At 69.3% G+C, this 14329-nt stretch carries 16 protein-coding genes; 9 read left to right on the top strand and 7 right to left on the bottom strand.

Translation table 11 applies throughout. The features are described from left to right. Positions 1-89 precede the first annotated feature (89 nt). The 4 genes from WMF22_RS50500 to WMF22_RS50485 all read left to right on the top strand — a co-directional run bounded on the left by WMF22_RS50500 (position 90) and on the right by WMF22_RS50485 (position 2263). Positions 90-629: a hypothetical protein gene (locus WMF22_RS50500; RefSeq protein WP_438034393.1), complete on the top strand. Its 540-nt coding sequence runs from the start codon at positions 90-92 to the stop codon at positions 627-629. Then, entirely contained in the window at positions 626-1384 is a 759-nt protein-coding gene (locus WMF22_RS50495; RefSeq protein ID WP_438034392.1) for a hypothetical protein, read from the top strand. The genes WMF22_RS50500 and WMF22_RS50495 overlap by 4 nt, the downstream gene beginning before the upstream one ends. Beyond that, positions 1381-1920: a hypothetical protein gene (locus WMF22_RS50490; RefSeq protein WP_438034391.1), complete on the top strand. Its 540-nt coding sequence runs from the start codon at positions 1381-1383 to the stop codon at positions 1918-1920. The genes WMF22_RS50495 and WMF22_RS50490 overlap by 4 nt, the downstream gene beginning before the upstream one ends. Before the next feature lie 193 nt (positions 1921-2113). Beyond that, positions 2114-2263 (top strand): hypothetical protein, encoded by a 150-nt coding sequence (locus WMF22_RS50485; protein WP_438034390.1) that lies wholly within the window; start codon positions 2114-2116, stop codon positions 2261-2263. A gap of 176 nt (positions 2264-2439) precedes the next feature. Here WMF22_RS50485 and WMF22_RS50480 read toward each other — a convergent pair whose 3' ends face one another. Genes WMF22_RS50480 through WMF22_RS50470 form a run of 3 tightly spaced genes read right to left on the bottom strand, consistent with a single transcriptional unit; the run spans position 2440 to position 6666 of the window. Beyond that, on the bottom strand, positions 2440-3984 hold the full coding sequence (locus WMF22_RS50480; protein ID WP_438034389.1) for a hypothetical protein: 1545 nt from the start codon (positions 3982-3984) through the stop codon (positions 2440-2442). 36 nt (positions 3985-4020) lie between these two features. Next, complete coding sequence (locus tag WMF22_RS50475) at positions 4021-5622, bottom strand: hypothetical protein (RefSeq protein ID WP_438034388.1); 1602 nt, start codon at positions 5620-5622, stop codon at positions 4021-4023. A 51-nt stretch (positions 5623-5673) separates the two neighbouring features. Further along, a complete protein-coding gene (locus WMF22_RS50470; protein WP_438034387.1) occupies positions 5674-6666 on the bottom strand; it encodes a PEGA domain-containing protein in 993 nt (330 codons plus the stop codon). A gap of 344 nt (positions 6667-7010) precedes the next feature. Between WMF22_RS50470 and WMF22_RS50465 the strand changes: the two genes are divergently transcribed. The 5 genes from WMF22_RS50465 to WMF22_RS50445 all read left to right on the top strand — a co-directional run bounded on the left by WMF22_RS50465 (position 7011) and on the right by WMF22_RS50445 (position 9917). Next, positions 7011-8090: an RNA polymerase sigma factor gene (locus tag WMF22_RS50465; RefSeq protein ID WP_437301697.1), complete on the top strand. Its 1080-nt coding sequence runs from the start codon at positions 7011-7013 to the stop codon at positions 8088-8090. A 119-nt stretch (positions 8091-8209) separates the two neighbouring features. Further along, positions 8210-9094 (top strand): helix-turn-helix transcriptional regulator, encoded by an 885-nt coding sequence (locus tag WMF22_RS50460; protein ID WP_438034386.1) that lies wholly within the window; start codon positions 8210-8212, stop codon positions 9092-9094. A gap of 54 nt (positions 9095-9148) precedes the next feature. Then, positions 9149-9508, top strand: a complete 360-nt coding sequence (locus tag WMF22_RS50455) for a sigma factor (RefSeq protein ID WP_438034385.1) — start codon at positions 9149-9151, stop codon at positions 9506-9508. Beyond that, on the top strand, positions 9415-9708 hold the full coding sequence (locus WMF22_RS50450) for an RNA polymerase sigma factor (protein ID WP_438034384.1): 294 nt from the start codon (positions 9415-9417) through the stop codon (positions 9706-9708). Before WMF22_RS50455 ends, WMF22_RS50450 begins: the two co-directional genes overlap by 94 nt. Beyond that, positions 9705-9917 (top strand): hypothetical protein, encoded by a 213-nt coding sequence (locus tag WMF22_RS50445; RefSeq protein WP_438034383.1) that lies wholly within the window; start codon positions 9705-9707, stop codon positions 9915-9917. Before WMF22_RS50450 ends, WMF22_RS50445 begins: the two co-directional genes overlap by 4 nt. 761 nt (positions 9918-10678) lie before the next feature. Here the strand turns inward: WMF22_RS50445 and WMF22_RS50440 are convergent. The 4 genes from WMF22_RS50440 to WMF22_RS50425 form a co-directional block, all read right to left on the bottom strand. Continuing rightward, positions 10679-10954, bottom strand: a complete 276-nt coding sequence (locus tag WMF22_RS50440) for a hypothetical protein (RefSeq protein WP_438034382.1) — start codon at positions 10952-10954, stop codon at positions 10679-10681. A 316-nt stretch (positions 10955-11270) separates the two neighbouring features. Continuing rightward, complete coding sequence (locus WMF22_RS50435) at positions 11271-12137, bottom strand: carbohydrate ABC transporter permease (RefSeq protein ID WP_438034381.1); 867 nt, start codon at positions 12135-12137, stop codon at positions 11271-11273. Beyond that, positions 12134-13015, bottom strand: a complete 882-nt coding sequence (locus WMF22_RS50430; RefSeq protein WP_437296994.1) for a carbohydrate ABC transporter permease — start codon at positions 13013-13015, stop codon at positions 12134-12136. The genes WMF22_RS50435 and WMF22_RS50430 overlap by 4 nt, the downstream gene beginning before the upstream one ends. Continuing rightward, positions 13012-14319, bottom strand: a complete 1308-nt coding sequence (locus WMF22_RS50425) for an ABC transporter substrate-binding protein (protein WP_438034380.1) — start codon at positions 14317-14319, stop codon at positions 13012-13014. Before WMF22_RS50425 ends, WMF22_RS50430 begins: the two co-directional genes overlap by 4 nt. Positions 14320-14329: the final 10 nt, after the last annotated feature.

Here is a 14329-nt window from a genome sequence, read left to right as displayed (position 1 = left end):
GATTCCGTTTGACGCCGAACCCTGTCGGCGGAAGGGTGGCTCACCTCGTCATGCTGTCCGTCCGTCGCGGAGACAGGAGAAGGGGGACGATGGGCACACGAAGCCAGCGGACCCCATGGGTGGTCCTGGTCATCCCCGCGCTCGTCGTCATACCGGCGCAAGGAGAGGCCTCCGAGTTGAGCGCCGGTGTGAGCCTCGGGTGGCTCCAGGCCGGCACCGTTCCGCGCCTCGCGGTGGGGCCGCACGCGGGCATATCTTGGCCCATCCAGCGAGACATCCTGTTCACGGTGCACGATCTGTGCACGATCCTGCCCCCGATCCAGGCTGACGGGCTCGGGATCTACAACCAGACCTCGGTGGACATCGGGTACGCGTGGAAGGACGGCAACGTCAGCGCGGGGCCGTCTGTCGCGTTCTACCTCATGCCGGCGTGCGGCGTCACCTTGTGCGGCCGCGTCGGTGGCTTGGCCGTGGGCGGCCACGCGCAGTCCAACGCGTACGTCGCCGGACCGCTGGGGGTGTCGGTGAGCGTCAACGTGGATTGGGTCGGTCGAGGCAGCCTGGTGCTCCCGGGCTATGTGTCCGCCGTCATTGTTGCTGGTCCTGTGCTTCGATGGAGTCAGAAATGAACGCGAGAAAAGTTCTATTCTTGTTCTTGGCTGTCGCGGTTTGGGCGCTGGCGGCGTGCAACATGACGTTCGGCGACTGCTATCCTGTCGGGGAAGGAACTTCGGGTGCAGGGGCCGGTCCGGGCTCCGAGCCACGCCCCGTCTTCACCTCGTCCGCATCCGGTGACTTCGGGGCCGACCCCCAAGGCGGCGGCGAGGGCAAGATCGCGTGCAACGAGTGGGACCTTGAAGACGAAGAGGAGAGACCGAGCGACAGCTCAGAGACCCCAACGACATACCGCCCGGAGAGCCCGCGAGACCAGTGCCCCGGAGCCGGCGATGTGGCGGGAGCCGGAGCGACCTTCTTGAGCTGTAGCGGTGCGTGCAGCTCGAGGTGTCCGAAGCCTGGGATGGCCCACTTCGTCTGGGTAGATTTCGATTCGTCGCTCTTTACGTTTGTTACCATTGTCAAGGATGACGGCCGGGGGGATGCGGGCGGGTACCAACAGGCCAAGACAAACCTGCATTTCAAGCATGTAAGTTCAGCCGGCACCAGGGAGTGGTCCTGCGCTGTCACCATAAAAATGCCGATCCGGACTGAGAAGATGGGGCTAATCGATGCAGCCAGCCTCAGCGAAGAGATCACGGAGGAGGTCGCAAGCGTCATGGACCCCGAGCTGCCGCCGGGGATCTTTTGCAAACAGTTTGCCGGCGCGGCGGACGCTGCGTTCAAGTTCAAGTATATGGGGCTCGGCGCCTCGGTGACGAATCCATGAAGACAACTCGCTCCGAGCTGCTGGACATTATCTACCAATTCTACCCGCGGGGTGTGCAACAAATCCAGCGCAACTATGTGGCTCCGGGCGACCCCGTCTGGGAGGATACGGAGGAGCACGGCTGCCTGGTGGAAGCCGCAAACCGCGGGCGAGCGGCGTACCCGACGTGGGAAGCGATGATCCACCGTATGTACGAACGATACCGCCTTCAGAACGAGTCGCTCAACCTGTTTTCGGGAGGGATCGACCCGGCATACTCGGCCCGCATCTGGCTCACCGAAGAAACGGCGCTCAGCTTCCACGTGTCCCTGCTCGGCCCATACTACGGGATCCACCTCCCCGGCATCCCCGAGGAGGAGCCGGTAGCGCGCGAGGTCGCCCGGGAGATCGAGGCCACGTACCCCGGTTACCAGCCGATCCCGCCGGAGATCGGGAACGAGCTGGTGCCAGATGTCGACATGTATTGGTCATTGATGGGCAAGGCGACGATCTACGTGTGCCTCTTCTCAGGTGTCTGGACTTCGGTGAATCCGTAGCCATTCCGTGGCGTCCGCCGTCCCATGGCCGGATTCGGCGCCACGGTTTGCGGAGCGCCCGCGGGCGTGCGATGACGCCGGCGTCGCCCATGGCGCCGGAGCAGATAGCGGGGCCGCGGCGTCATGGAGTATCGCGGCGTGGTCCGCACCTTCCGGCGGACCGGCGGCGGTGGTTGATGAAAAGGACGGGTGCATGATGAAAAGAGCGTGTTCTCCCGGGTGCGGCGCGGGGGCTGTCTACTTCAGCGTGGAGCCCCGGGATTGGGTGTGGGTCGCCGTGGCCCTGCTCGTGCTCGCCGGCATGGGCGCGGCGCTCGTCCTCGGCTTCACGCGCCGTCGCTGAAGGGGTAGGCCGCCCGCACCCCGGAGGGGGCTCGCTCCCTTGTCCTTCCGGTCGGCAGTGGCCGTCGCCGCAATCGGCTGGAGCGCGGCGATGGTTCCCGCGATCACGCCATGGCGGATCGCCCGAGGCGTATGCGCTTCACACCGTTTGCAGGGGTCGCCTGAAGTGTCGTGATCCTATTCAGGGAAACGCAGCGTCTCGACCTGGATGCCGTCCTCCCCGTGGATCTCGTCGCCGGACCAATCCCAGCTCACGCCGCCCTTGCCCGGCGGTCCAAGCTCGTACGTCACGCCCTCCAGCGTGAGCTGGTCCTCGTCGAGGGTTGCGATGCCGATCGAGTCGCCGCCGCGGCCGGGGCCGCCGTAGCCGCCGTCGCCCCCTCGGCCGCCGTTGCCACCCTCACAGGACCATGTGCCGTCCCCCACCGCGCCGCCTAAAGCGCCTCGCCCCGCTTTGCCGCCGTCTTCGGGCTCCCCGCCGTCGCCGCCTGGGCCTGCGGCGATGGTGATGATAGCGCTATCGCGCAGCGTCAGCTTGGCGTGGAGCGCGACGATGCCGATGGTCGGGTGCCCGTTCTCGCCCCCGCGGCCGCCCCTGCCGCCACAGCCGCCGGCGCCTCCCGAGCCGCCGCCGGCGCCTCCCATGGTCGCCACGCCACACACAGCGAGTTCGCCTCGCCGGCCGCCCCCGCCTCCGCCGCCTTGACCCGGCATGCCCCTGCCACCGTCGCCTGCCCAGTCAGCCACCCAGCCTTTCTCGGTGATACGCCCAATGCCCTGACCCGCGGCGCCAACGGCGCCGTAGATGCCGGAGATCCCGTTGTTTCCACCGTTGCAATGGATGCCTGGCACGTCCCCGTCTCCTCCCCGGCCAGCGTGCGCGGCGTCTGGAGTTGGCGTCGGCTCCCCGTCGTCCCCGTCCTCCGCGCCGTCGGGGAGCCCGTCGCCTCCCTTGCCGCCAACGCTCGGGATTCCGCCGTCGCACGGATTCACCACCGCCGGACCGCCGGGGACGGTGTCCGCCGAGCACGCATCGCCGCCGTACAGACCATCCGGTCCGTCCGCTGCGCGATTGAGCCCGCCCCATTCCTCCCCATCGTGACCTGCCCAGCCGTACGACGTGCGAACCTCGCTCCGGATGACCTCCACGACCGTGCCGGATTGCACGAGCATTCCGATCGGGCCGCCCGACTGAAACCGCATGTCGATGATCGTCGATACTCCGTCCGCGGTTCCCGTGTCTCCCGCGCTCGCCGGTACGACGGTCAGAGCGATGTCGTCGGTAGTTCTAACCTGAAGGATCGAGGGCGCGAAGCGGGGCATCCGCTTCCAGTCGATGCAGCTGAAGCCGCCGATGAGATCCACGCCGGAAGGCAGCGCGAGGGGCCCGAAGAAGCCGTCGGCGCACGCGAACACGCGCCCTCGTGCGGCACGCGCGAGCTCGACGGCACGCTGCAAGGTGCGCACGGGCCGCTCCTTCGTACCCGGGTTCGTGTCGTCGCCGTCGCCCCAGACGCCGGCCACGAACACCCCGCAGCCATCCTCCCACACGTCCGCGGCGAGGCGCTCGAGACAGAACGACTCTGTCGGCGCGTCACCCTGACACGACGAGGTGCCGTCGCATCCCGTTCCGCCCGGCTCGTTGGGTCCCGGTGCGGTGCCGCAGCCGGCCGCGACGAGCAGCAGCGCGGGGGACAGATGGATCGCTCTTGTGGTTCGCATCGTTCTCCCTCGATGTCGCGTCGTGAAGGGGGACATTTACTGGGGCGGTGGGGGATCGGGGACTTCGAATTGACGGTAAGGCATGGATTCGCCTTGCAGGCCCTTACCGACGGGGTCATCAGGTGCTGCATTGCCGGCGAGACCACCAACCCCTCCTTTCCCGGAATTTGCGGGCGCGTCCGGGCCGAAGTTCACAGAGGCAGCGATAGACGCCACGCCGTACGAAGGGCCACCGAGGCCACCTCCGGCGTCGCCTCCGCGGCCGCCTTCGCCTCCACGGCCGCCACGACATGCGCCCCACATGATGCCGTCAGTAAAGCCCTTCCCCCCATCGCCACCCCATCGACCGTAGCCGCCCGGTTGACCCGTCCCGCCGACCCCACCGTTGCCGCCGTTGCCTGCAAATACCTCGGTCCGATCGAGCGTCAGCGCGCTCCCCTGCAACGCAATGATGCCGATGCTCGCCCCGCCATAGCCGCCGCCCTTGCCTCCCTGGCCGCCGCATCCCCCGCTGCCCCCCGAGCCGCCGGCTGCGCCGGCCTGAGGTCGGCCCGCCGGGCACGCCGTCATCTCACCTCGCGATTTGCTGCCGCCACCGCCGCCGCCCCCCTGGCCGACGCCGCCCTTCTTCCCGTCCTCACCCCGGACGCCGATCCAGCCATCGATGCTGAGCTGGCCTATGCCCACAGCGCCGGCCGCGCGACCGCCGTCAAGGCCGTCTATCCCGTTTTCGCCATCGCGGCAACCGACGCTCCCCGCGCCAGTGCCTCCAAGGCCCTTGCCTGCTGGATTCGCCGCGTGCACCGGCTGCCCCGAGGCGCCATCCCCCCCCGATTTGATGTCGCCGTAGCCCCCAGGTCCGCCCGTCGACTCGATGCCGTCGTCGCACACTGTCACGACGGGGAGAGCACCTTTGGCGAAGTCCGCGGTGCAAGCGTCCGCGCCGTCGTTCCCCTGCACGCCGCCGTTGGCGGGTTCGCTGCGGGCGTCCTCTCCGGGCTCCCCGTCCTTGCCGTTGCCCGCGATGATCTCGCTGTCCCGCACGATCGCCCGGGCCCCCCAGCTCAAGATCATCGCGATCGACGACTTTCCATCACTCGCCGAGGCGTCGGCCGCCACGGCGCGAACGCCGACGATCACCGACGTCGCGTCGTCCTCCGCGATGCCCGCATCGTCGCCCCCGAGGACCCGCACCGGGATCCGCGCAGGCGGCGCGATGACGGTCGACGCACTCGGCCCGATGCCCGACCATTCATACGACCAATCGCCGCCGTCATGACAGAGACGGCTGCCCCAGAGGTCGACCCCGGAAGGCAGCGAGATCTCCTCCTCGAACAAGCCGCCGCACGCAAGCACGCGCCGGGTCGGCGCCTCGCCGTGGCCTCGTCCGCTCGCGGCGAGCCCGATCGCATGCTGCAGGGACTTCACCGGCGCGCCCTTCGTGCCGGGGCTATTGTCGTCACCCGACGACGCGCTGACGAACACCCCGCATTCGTCGAGCGCCGGCGCCGTATTGGGGTTGCCGTCACAGAGAGACGTCGGCGGTGTGAGGCAGAGGCGTCGGTCGTAGCAGCTATCGTCGTAGGCGCACCCGGAGAGGCCGCCCGCGAAGGCCGTGGAGACGGCGCCTACAGCCAACAGCAGCCGCATTCGTCGCGGTTCGAGAAGAGACATATCCTGACCCCCTGATCACCACGCGCCGTACGCCACGAGGCCGGCCTGGGTCGGCGCGACCGCCGGCACCAGCGCGACCCGAGCTTTGGTCGGTTCCGCCTGCAGTAGCGTGAAGTCCGTGAAGAACGAAGCCAGAGTCGCAGCGCCCACCACACCGCTCGTCACCACCATCGCCGTGCCGAGCCCGGCGAAGAGATCCCGCTCTCGTTGGAGACTCGTCAGCTCGCCGCACGCGGAGGGTTTCGGCGTTCCCCGACATGCCCCTTGAGAGACGCCCACGGCGTCGAGCTTCGCGTTCCGCTCGTCCAGGTCTCCGTCGGCGGCCCTCGCACGAACCATGAAGACCGCACCGAGCGAGCCTGTCGCCAAGGTCAACCCGATACCGCTGATGCGCAGGGCGCCTGGCCAGGATGTCCAAGGGCTGGGCGGCCGGCCCCGCACGGCAGGCGACGAGCTCCTGGTCTTCGGCGTTTCCCTCGGTGAACCCGGCGCGCTCTCCGGAGCTTGGCTCACCGCCAGACGCGCCAGCGGCATTCTGACGTTGTACGCCGTTGCGGCCACAGCCCCGAACTCATGGAACCCATCCAGGCGGCCCGGGGCGCTGGCCCGCACGATGCGCTGGCCGGGCTCCAAGAACAGCTTGTACGTCCGCGCGACCCGGCCTACCCACTTGCCGTCGACGAGCACCTCGGCGTCCGGCGGATCGACCGAGAGCACGAGTGTCGCGACGTGCGATGTCGCCTCGCGTTCTCCTTTCTCGAATCGCAGCTGAAGCGCGAGCGGCAGCGCCGTGCGCTGCTCGAGGCTGAAGGCCAGGTGCTCGGCGGCATCGCGGTACTTGCGCAGCGCGAGCTCGCAGAGGCCAAGCTCGCCGGCGAGCTCCGCGCGCTCTCGCTCCGTGCTGGACGCCGGGTCAGCTGCCTCGAAGGCGGCCTTGTAGGAGGCGTATGCCTCGGTCCACTGCCCGGCGTTGCGCGCCCTGCGACCGCGGCGAACATGGTCCTTCACCGTTGCGCCGTCACGTGGTCCTGACTCCGGATAGGCGTCCTCCGCGCTGGCCGAGCTCGCAGCGCCGGTTGCGGCGAGGAGCGCAGAGAAGAGCAGAGCGCGAGCGGAACATCGCATGGTTGGACGGTACTCGCGCCAGCCGCGCGGCGTCAACGAGAGCGAATCGATGCAAAGTGACCCTGGCAGTGGCAAATTGCGTTCGGGTGCGGCAATGCGATCATCTCCTCGCGGCAGCGAGGGCTCGATCGCCTGAACGCATGGTTCGGTGCGACCTGGTGCTACCAAAGTGGCCGCTCCTTGCGCTTTCCTGCACCGTTTCGAGCGGCTCAGGGATGCTACCTACCGTGGGCAAGCCAGCGACCCATCTCCTCAGCTTCAACCGCTTCCGGCGCCTGGCCAGGCTCCACGGCGTGCCGGCGCGCGACGCCGAGGACGTCGCGCAGAACGCGCTGCTGCGGGGGTTGGAAGCGGCGAGGCGGGTCGAGCTGAGCGGCGATCCGGCGCGGTACTTCGTCACGATTGCCCTCAACGAGGCACGGAAGCACAGGCGGAACGAGCGCCGCCGCGGAGAGGTGCTGACGTCGTTCGAGGAGCGCGATCCCCGAGACGAACGCCCCACGCCGGAGGAACTGCTGCGCTTGCGACAGCAGGAAGAGCTGGCCCGGGACTTGCTCGACCGGGTCGGCCCCAAGGACCGGGATCTCCTGGTCAAGCACGAGCTGGAGGGGACACCGCTCTCCACGATCGCCGCCGAGCTGAACGTCCCGTTGGATACGGTGAGGGCGCAGCACCGCCGGGCTTGGGATCGACTCGTTGCGGCTTTCAAGCGGTGGACGGCCCAGCAACCCGCGCACGGTAGGGACGAGAGCGCCTGCGTCCCGCTGGTGCTCGGGCTGGACCGCCGTGCGTCGTGGACGGCCTGGCTGCGCCGTCTGGGCGTGAGGATCGTCGTGCAGGGTGCGTTCGTCGTGTTGAGCGGCGCGCTCCTCTCGGCGGTGCCGCCGCTTCCCAGCGCGGAATCGTGGCTGCACCCGGCGGCATTCCGCGCACCGGGGGGCGCGCCTGCGCCAGACGACGTCACGGCGCAAGGCTCACGTGACAGCGCGCGTTCCCCTGCCGCGCCCGCCGCGCACGAGAGCTCGTCGCCGACGGCGACAGGCAGCGTGCGCGCTGAGGCTGTGGCGAGCAGCACGCCCGGGCCCTCTGTGGCGACAGCACCTCGGATCTCGTCCCCGGGGCGCCCCGTGTGGCCAGCGGTCACCGCGCGCGAGATGCGCCTGATCAGCCAGGCCCGAAGGGCGATTGAGGACAACGACGGAGAGGGCGATCACGAGGCGCGCCTGCTGCTCGAAGCCCATGCGCGGGAGTTTCCGCGCGGTCGGCTCGCGGCGGAGCGCGAAGCGCTGTTCAGGCAAATTCGCTGAATCGTCGGCCGTCGATCGACGGCGAGCTGACGGTGACGCTGATGGTGTCTTCAGCCCAGACAGCACAGGGCCGAGATCTGTCTTGCGTAGGAATGCTTACGTCCAGGAGGAGAATTACCATGGAGGACATGCTGGGGGCGATGTGGCTCGTGTCGCCGCTCGGGCTCGCGATGATCGCGTGCGTCGCGATCGGCTTCGCGGTCACCGCGCGCGAAGCGCTGGGACGAGAGCGCGGGCTTCGCGAGGCGCGCGAGCACGCGCATGATGACGAGGAGGCAGCCCTCACCGATGCGAAGGAGCAGGCCGTGGGGGACCGGGATCGATACCGGCGCCTTCTGGACTGTCACGTCGACGCGGCGCTCGCGGAGCTGAGAGACCCCCGAGGGCGCCCCGTCCCCTGGCCGGGAAGGGTCCTCGAGTCGTTCTGCGCGACGACGCCTTCGTGGAGGAGAAAGCTGGCCGAGAGCACGGGGCTATCACCGAGGGAGGTGGAGCGGCTGCTGAGGAGCGACCTGCCCATGACGCCCGGCCTCGCGCAGCAGCTGGAGACCTTCACCGGCACGCCGGCGCGGTACTGGGAGCGCCTGTGGCAGCTGCACGACGACTACCGGACGGACGCAGAGGAGACCGTGGTGATCCAGGTCGGCGAGCCCGTCACCAAGCGCGAGAGCTCGGCGCGTCCCGCGTCGTCGCCGGCGCCGCCGAGTCCGCCGCCGATACCTCCCCGCGCGCTCGACGTTCCTCCGCCTGTGGTGCCGTCGCCCGAGCTTGCGGCCATGAGCCCGCGCGCGAAGCTCCCGCCGCCGCCGCAGCCGCGCCTTGGGTCGCCGCTCCCTGTCCGCGCCGGCACGGGGACTGAGCTCGCCCGGCGCGCTGCCACGCTGACGAATTTCCCGCTACAGCGTGACGAAGGCGGGCCGGCTTCCGCGAACGTTGCCGATTGGGAGGACGTAGAGCGCTCTCCGCTGAACACGACCCTTCCGGGAGTGGGGAGCCATGGGTGAGCGCAGCCGTGCCTCGCATTCATTTTAGGGTGCGATTTCGCAAGGGGGGGATTCATGGATTGTCCGAATGAAGGCAAGCGCGCTGCCGCGTACGCGCGCTTGTTTTGCCCGATGCTGGTTCGTGCCGTGTTGCTCTGGTTGGAGAGGATGGGGGTGCCTCAGTGCCATCGTGGCGACGTCGCGGGCCAGGTCTGGCTCAACGCCTGCGAGAGCTGGCCCAGGTTCGATCCGAAACGCGGCAGGCCGGAGCGCTGGTTGAACGCGATCACCGTACACGTTGCCTCCCACTACCACGAGCGTGCGCGAAAGCGCAGAGAGAATTGGTCAGTTCGATCGAGGTGCTTGATCCAGCGCCGGATGCTGCTGCTGCGATGGAGTCCGACAACGTCAGAGCCAGCACCATGGATGCAGTGAATGAGCTCGATCCGGTGCTGCGACTCGTTCTCGTGGCACACGATTTGGGCGGAGTTTCGATGGCCCAGATCGCCCAAGATGCAGGTCTGCCCCTCTCGACGCTTTACAGGCGACGCGCACGTGCCATCGGTGAGTTGCGTAATATCCTTATGCTTCGGAAAGCCGGTGAGATCTCTTCGCGGGGAGCGGGACTGCAATGAGCGTCAAGGGCCTGGTTGTTCACTTCCTGCGCGACCTGGATGACGACGAGGCGGAGCGAATGATCGACGCTATGATGATGCTGAAGGGCGTCGCCAAGGTGTCATCTGTCAAAGCCGGTTACGAAGACGAGCTGAACCGGCAGCGGGTCAAGCGAGAACTGCTAAGCAAGATTGATGGGCTTCTGAGAGATGACGAGGTACCCATCTAGCTGCCGACGAACCCGCGTCGTCGTGGTGTCGACGCAAAAGGCGCGCGGTGCCGCCATCGGGCCGCGCTCGCGGGCGACGCTGGCGCCCGGACGACGTCGTGCCGCTCCAGGCGTGCGCCTCTGATCACGATGCGGGAGCCGAGCGCGGCGAATCGGCACCGTGTGGGTTCGACACGCACGTGCCAGGGGTCGCGCTGGATTCCATTCCCACAAAAGATGGTGTTCACCGTGCGCAGTTGAAGCCGAGCGGGCGCGAGGGAGCTCGGCAAGCCTGCGACGTCGGCCGGCAGCCCCATGGTCTCGTACGCGTCAAACAGAATCCAGACGAGCACACTGTACGGACCGGCGGTCGTACCGTCCAGAGCGCACGCCAGCGCAGCTATCTGCGCGGCTCCAGCGCGTATCGACCAGCTGGCGCCAGTGGCCCGTCCGCGCTGCCATGAGAGCGCCCGGACGGCGGTGCGCTCAGGGAGGCACGACGTCGCCCGCGTGCCACGGCCACGGCCCACCGCGACAGCGTGGGCAGGCCGCCATCGCGGTTGACGGTGCGATGGGGGCCGCCGCGGCTCGAGTTCGGCGTCCATCGGTCAAGCCGAGCCCTTCCACTTGGTCTAGACTGAGTGGGCGAGGCGCGGTGGAGACGATCCTGCCGGACGGGCCGCGGCTCCTGGACCGTGCGAGGTTCGAGCGCGACGAGCGCGGCTCCGTCACGCGCTCGCGGAACGAGATCGCGATGAGCCGCCGTCCGCAGCAGGGCGCGGTCAGCGGTAGCCGCCGTATCCGAGCTCGTGCTCTATCTTGACCAGCTTGTTGTACAGGCCGATCACGAGCAGAGAGGGCGCCCACTGGCCGATGAAGTTCGCGATCTGCTTCTTGCCGGCCAGCATGCAGCCGGCCGAGACCACCATCGAGCCGATCGCCAGCCCGAGATAGGTGCCGGACGGAATCCTGCCGGTCCTCTCCTCGATCTTCGTCGTGATCTTGCCCTCTTCCTTCTGGACCATCTGCTTCTGCATCATTGGCTCGGTGGTGGTCATCGTGGCTCTCCTTCCGCAGCGCCTGGCCGGCGCTGCCCTGGCCAGCACTGCCCTGGCCGCCGCGAGCCGGTGCGACGACCGGGCCAGAAATGAGGGCGTCCGGACGAGAACAATCCGCGCAGCGAACGCTGCTGCCGCCGGCACCGCGGCGCGCTGTGCCTCTGGGCAATCGCCGTCCACGCAAGGCGCAGGGCGGACTCGACAGCGACGATGCCAGGGCTCGATCGCGCGCAATGCCACGTCGATGCACACGCCGGCTGGTCGACCGCTCGACCGCCGGCCTCCGGCGCCGGTCCTGCCCGGGCGCCCGCGCCGCTCAGATCCGCGCCGTCACCGCGCGCAGGATCTGCCGCTGGGCCGCCGCGAACACGAGGAGCACAGGCAGGCTCAGGATCACGTTGCCGGCCATCACGAGGTGCCAGCGGACCCCTGTCCCCTGCTCCCGGAGGAGGGCGATCGCGAGCGGCAGCGTGCGCACCTGGTCGTCGGTCGTCATGACGAGCGGCCAGAAGTAATCGTTGTAGTGAAAGACGAAGCTGAACAGGAACAGCGCCGAGAGCGTCGGCCGCAGCATCGGGCCGAGGATCAGGTAAACAATCCTGAGCTCGCCAGCCCCATCCATCCTCGCCGCCTCGATGATCTCGTCGGGGACCGAGAGCAGCGCCTGGCGCACGAGGAACGTGCCGAGCGCGCTCACCCCGAACGGCAGGATCAGCGCCCCGAACGTGTTCACGAGGCCGACCGAGCCGAGCATCGTGAAGACCGGCACGAACGTCACCTGCGCCGGGATGAGGAGGCAGGAGAGCACGATGACGAACGCGGCGCTCCGCCCCACGAACCTGAGCTTCGCGAGCGCATAACCGGCCGGGAGCGCGAGGGCGATCTGCAAGAGCGCGATGGCCGTCGCCATGAACACGGTGTTGGCGAAATACCGCATCACCGGCACCGCCTGGAGCACCTCGCTGTACGCGCCGAGCTGGAGGGCCTGCGGCAAGGGGTAGGCCGGAGCGCGGGTGATCTCGGGCAGCGTCTTCAGCGAGGTGATCGTCATCCACGCATACGGCCCGAGCCACACGATGGCCACCACGACGAGCACGGCGTCCGAGACAAGGCGGCGCGAGCGCGCGTACGAGCGCGCGTTGAAGCGCCCCGCGCCGGCGCCGCCGCTCTGCCCCGCCGTCACGACGGCCGCCTCCCCTCGCGCGGCGCGCCCGCGCGGAGCGCCCAGAGCTGCAGGACCGTCAACAGGAGCAAAAAGACGAAGAAGATCACGATCATGGCGCTGGCCCGGCCGACCCGCAGGTTCACGAAGACGTGCTCGTAGATCGCGTAGACGAAGAGGGTCGTCGATTTGACCGGCCCTCCCTGCGTCATCACGCGGATCACGTCGAACGCCTGAAAGGAGAGGATGAGGCTCGTCGTCGCCACGAAGGCGGCGCTCGGGCGGAGCAGCGGCCATGTCACGTGGCGGAACCGCCGCCACGGGCCGGCGCCGTCGAGCGCGGCCGCCTCGTGGAGCGCGCGGGGGATGTCCTGGAGGCCGGCCAGGAAGATGACCATGGCATAGCCGGTGATCTTCCAGACGCTCACCGCGGCCAGCGCGAGCAGCGCCGAGCGGGGATCGCCGAGCCAGCTCATCGTCGGCAGGCCGAGCCAGCGGAGCGCGACGGTGAAGAGCCCCTCGGCGTCGAGGATCCACATCCAGAGGAGCGCCACCGCGACCCACGACACGACATAGGCGCTGAACACAGCGCCCCGCACGAAGGCATAGACCGGCCCAGGGCGATCGAGCGCCACCGCCAGCGCGAGCCCCAGGGCGCCGGAGAGCGCCACCACGACGGCGCTGTAGCCGAGCGTGCGCAGCAGCGTGCCGGCGAGCTCGCCGCTCTCGACGAGGACCTCGTAGTTCCGGAGGCCGACGTACCGCGGGGGCGTGAGCAGGTCCCACGCAAAGAAGCTGTTCTTGGCCGCGAGCAGGAGCGGGATCAGGAAGAACACGGCCAGGAAGGCCGCTGTGGGCAGGAGGAGCAGGTAGGGCGAGAGGGGGTGTTTGGGCTTCATCGCTCGCGCGCCGCGCGGACGGCCTCGGAGAGGGTCTCGGCGGCGTCGCGCGGGGCGAGCACCGCCTCTTCGAGCCGGGGCTGCACCGCCTCGCGCTGGACGCGGAACAGGTCCGGAGACCAGGGCCAGGGCGCGGCGTGCGCGAGCTGGTCCACCGCGACGCGGTCGTTCGGGTGCGCGGCGTAGTAGCCGCCCTGCCGGAGCATCTCGAGGCCGCGGCGCGAGACGGGGATGTAGCCCGTCCGCGTCGCGAACGAGTTCGCCTGCTCCGGCTGCATCATCCAGCGCAGGAACGCGAACGCCGCCTCCTGCGCTCCCGGCGCGGCGCCCCGCGGCATCACGAACATCGTCCCGCCCGTGGGCACCGAGGCGCGCACGTCGCGCGGCAGCGGGGCGGCGCCGACCTCGAACTTCCCGGCGCCCGCCTGGCTCGCGTTGTCCTCCAGGTACCGGAGGAACGCTGTCGACGTCCAGATCATCGCGACCCGGCCTGCCAGGAAGTCGGTGTTCGTCACCTGCCACGCGTTGTAATCGCGCCCAGGCGGCGGCTTCATCGTGCGGTCCTCGTGCACGAGGGTCTGCCAGAACCGGAGGGCGCGCACGCCCGCCTCCCCGCCGAGCGTTGGCGTGCCGTCCGGGGCCACGACGTCGCCGCCCGCTTGCCCGACGAGCGCGGCCCAGAACCACCAGTCGACAGGGCACTCGAAGCCCCACCGCCGCGTGCTCTCGCCGTCGCGCACGACGAGCCGCGCGGCCGTCGCGCGGAGCTCCTCCCAGGTCGTCGGCGGCGACAGCCCGAGCTCGCGAAACACGTTCCGGTTGTAGTAGGCGATCGGCGTCGATCGGTTGAACGGCAGGCACACGAGCGGGCGCTCGCCGCCGCCCACGAACGTCCCCGACTGGCCGAGGGCCTCGACAACGTCGAGGTCGCCGCCCGGCGCGCCGGCGAGGAACCGATCGAGCGGCTCGAGCACGCCCGCCTCGGCCAGGTAGGGCACCACCTCGCCGACCACGTGCGTCAGGGCGGGCGCCGCGCCCGCCGCGAGCGCGGTCCGCAGCTTGGCGAGCGCCTCGAAGTAGTCGCCCTGGTACACGGCGTCGATGCGGTAGCGGCCCTGCTCGCGGTGGAACTGATCGACGAGCGACAGGAGCACCTCGCGGTTCTTGCCGCCGTAGGCGAACCACAGCGAGCCCTCGACGCGCCCGTCGGCGCCGCGCCCGCGCCGCGCGCAGCCGATCGATCCCGCCGCGGCCGCGGCGAGCGACGCGGCGAGCGCCCGGAGCGCGTCGCGCCGCGAGCGCACGGCGCGGCCT

The organism is Sorangium sp. So ce204, assembly GCF_051526795.1.
In the GTDB taxonomy this organism is placed as follows: Bacteria; Myxococcota_A; Polyangia; order Polyangiales; family Polyangiaceae; genus Sorangium; species Sorangium cellulosum_B.
Note: the sequence above shows the minus strand (reverse complement) of the source record. Positions and strands in the feature narration are given on the sequence as shown.

Excerpts from the sequence above, each read along its gene's own strand:
- WMF22_RS50495 (WP_438034392.1), top strand. The coding sequence starts at position 626 with ATGAACGCGAGAAAAGTTCTATTCTTGTTCTTGGCTGTCGCGGTTTGG.
- WMF22_RS50480 (WP_438034389.1), bottom strand. The coding sequence starts at position 3,984 with ATGCGAACCACAAGAGCGATCCATCTGTCCCCCGCGCTGCTGCTCGTC.
- WMF22_RS50485 (WP_438034390.1), top strand. The coding sequence starts at position 2,114 with ATGATGAAAAGAGCGTGTTCTCCCGGGTGCGGCGCGGGGGCTGTCTAC.
- WMF22_RS50490 (WP_438034391.1), top strand. The coding sequence starts at position 1,381 with ATGAAGACAACTCGCTCCGAGCTGCTGGACATTATCTACCAATTCTAC.
- WMF22_RS50440 (WP_438034382.1), bottom strand. The coding sequence starts at position 10,954 with ATGACCACCACCGAGCCAATGATGCAGAAGCAGATGGTCCAGAAGGAA.
- WMF22_RS50445 (WP_438034383.1), top strand. The coding sequence starts at position 9,705 with ATGAGCGTCAAGGGCCTGGTTGTTCACTTCCTGCGCGACCTGGATGAC.
- WMF22_RS50430 (WP_437296994.1), bottom strand. The coding sequence starts at position 13,015 with ATGAAGCCCAAACACCCCCTCTCGCCCTACCTGCTCCTCCTGCCCACA.
- WMF22_RS50460 (WP_438034386.1), top strand. The coding sequence starts at position 8,210 with ATGGAGGACATGCTGGGGGCGATGTGGCTCGTGTCGCCGCTCGGGCTC.
- WMF22_RS50500 (WP_438034393.1), top strand. The coding sequence starts at position 90 with ATGGGCACACGAAGCCAGCGGACCCCATGGGTGGTCCTGGTCATCCCC.
- WMF22_RS50455 (WP_438034385.1), top strand. The coding sequence starts at position 9,149 with ATGGATTGTCCGAATGAAGGCAAGCGCGCTGCCGCGTACGCGCGCTTG.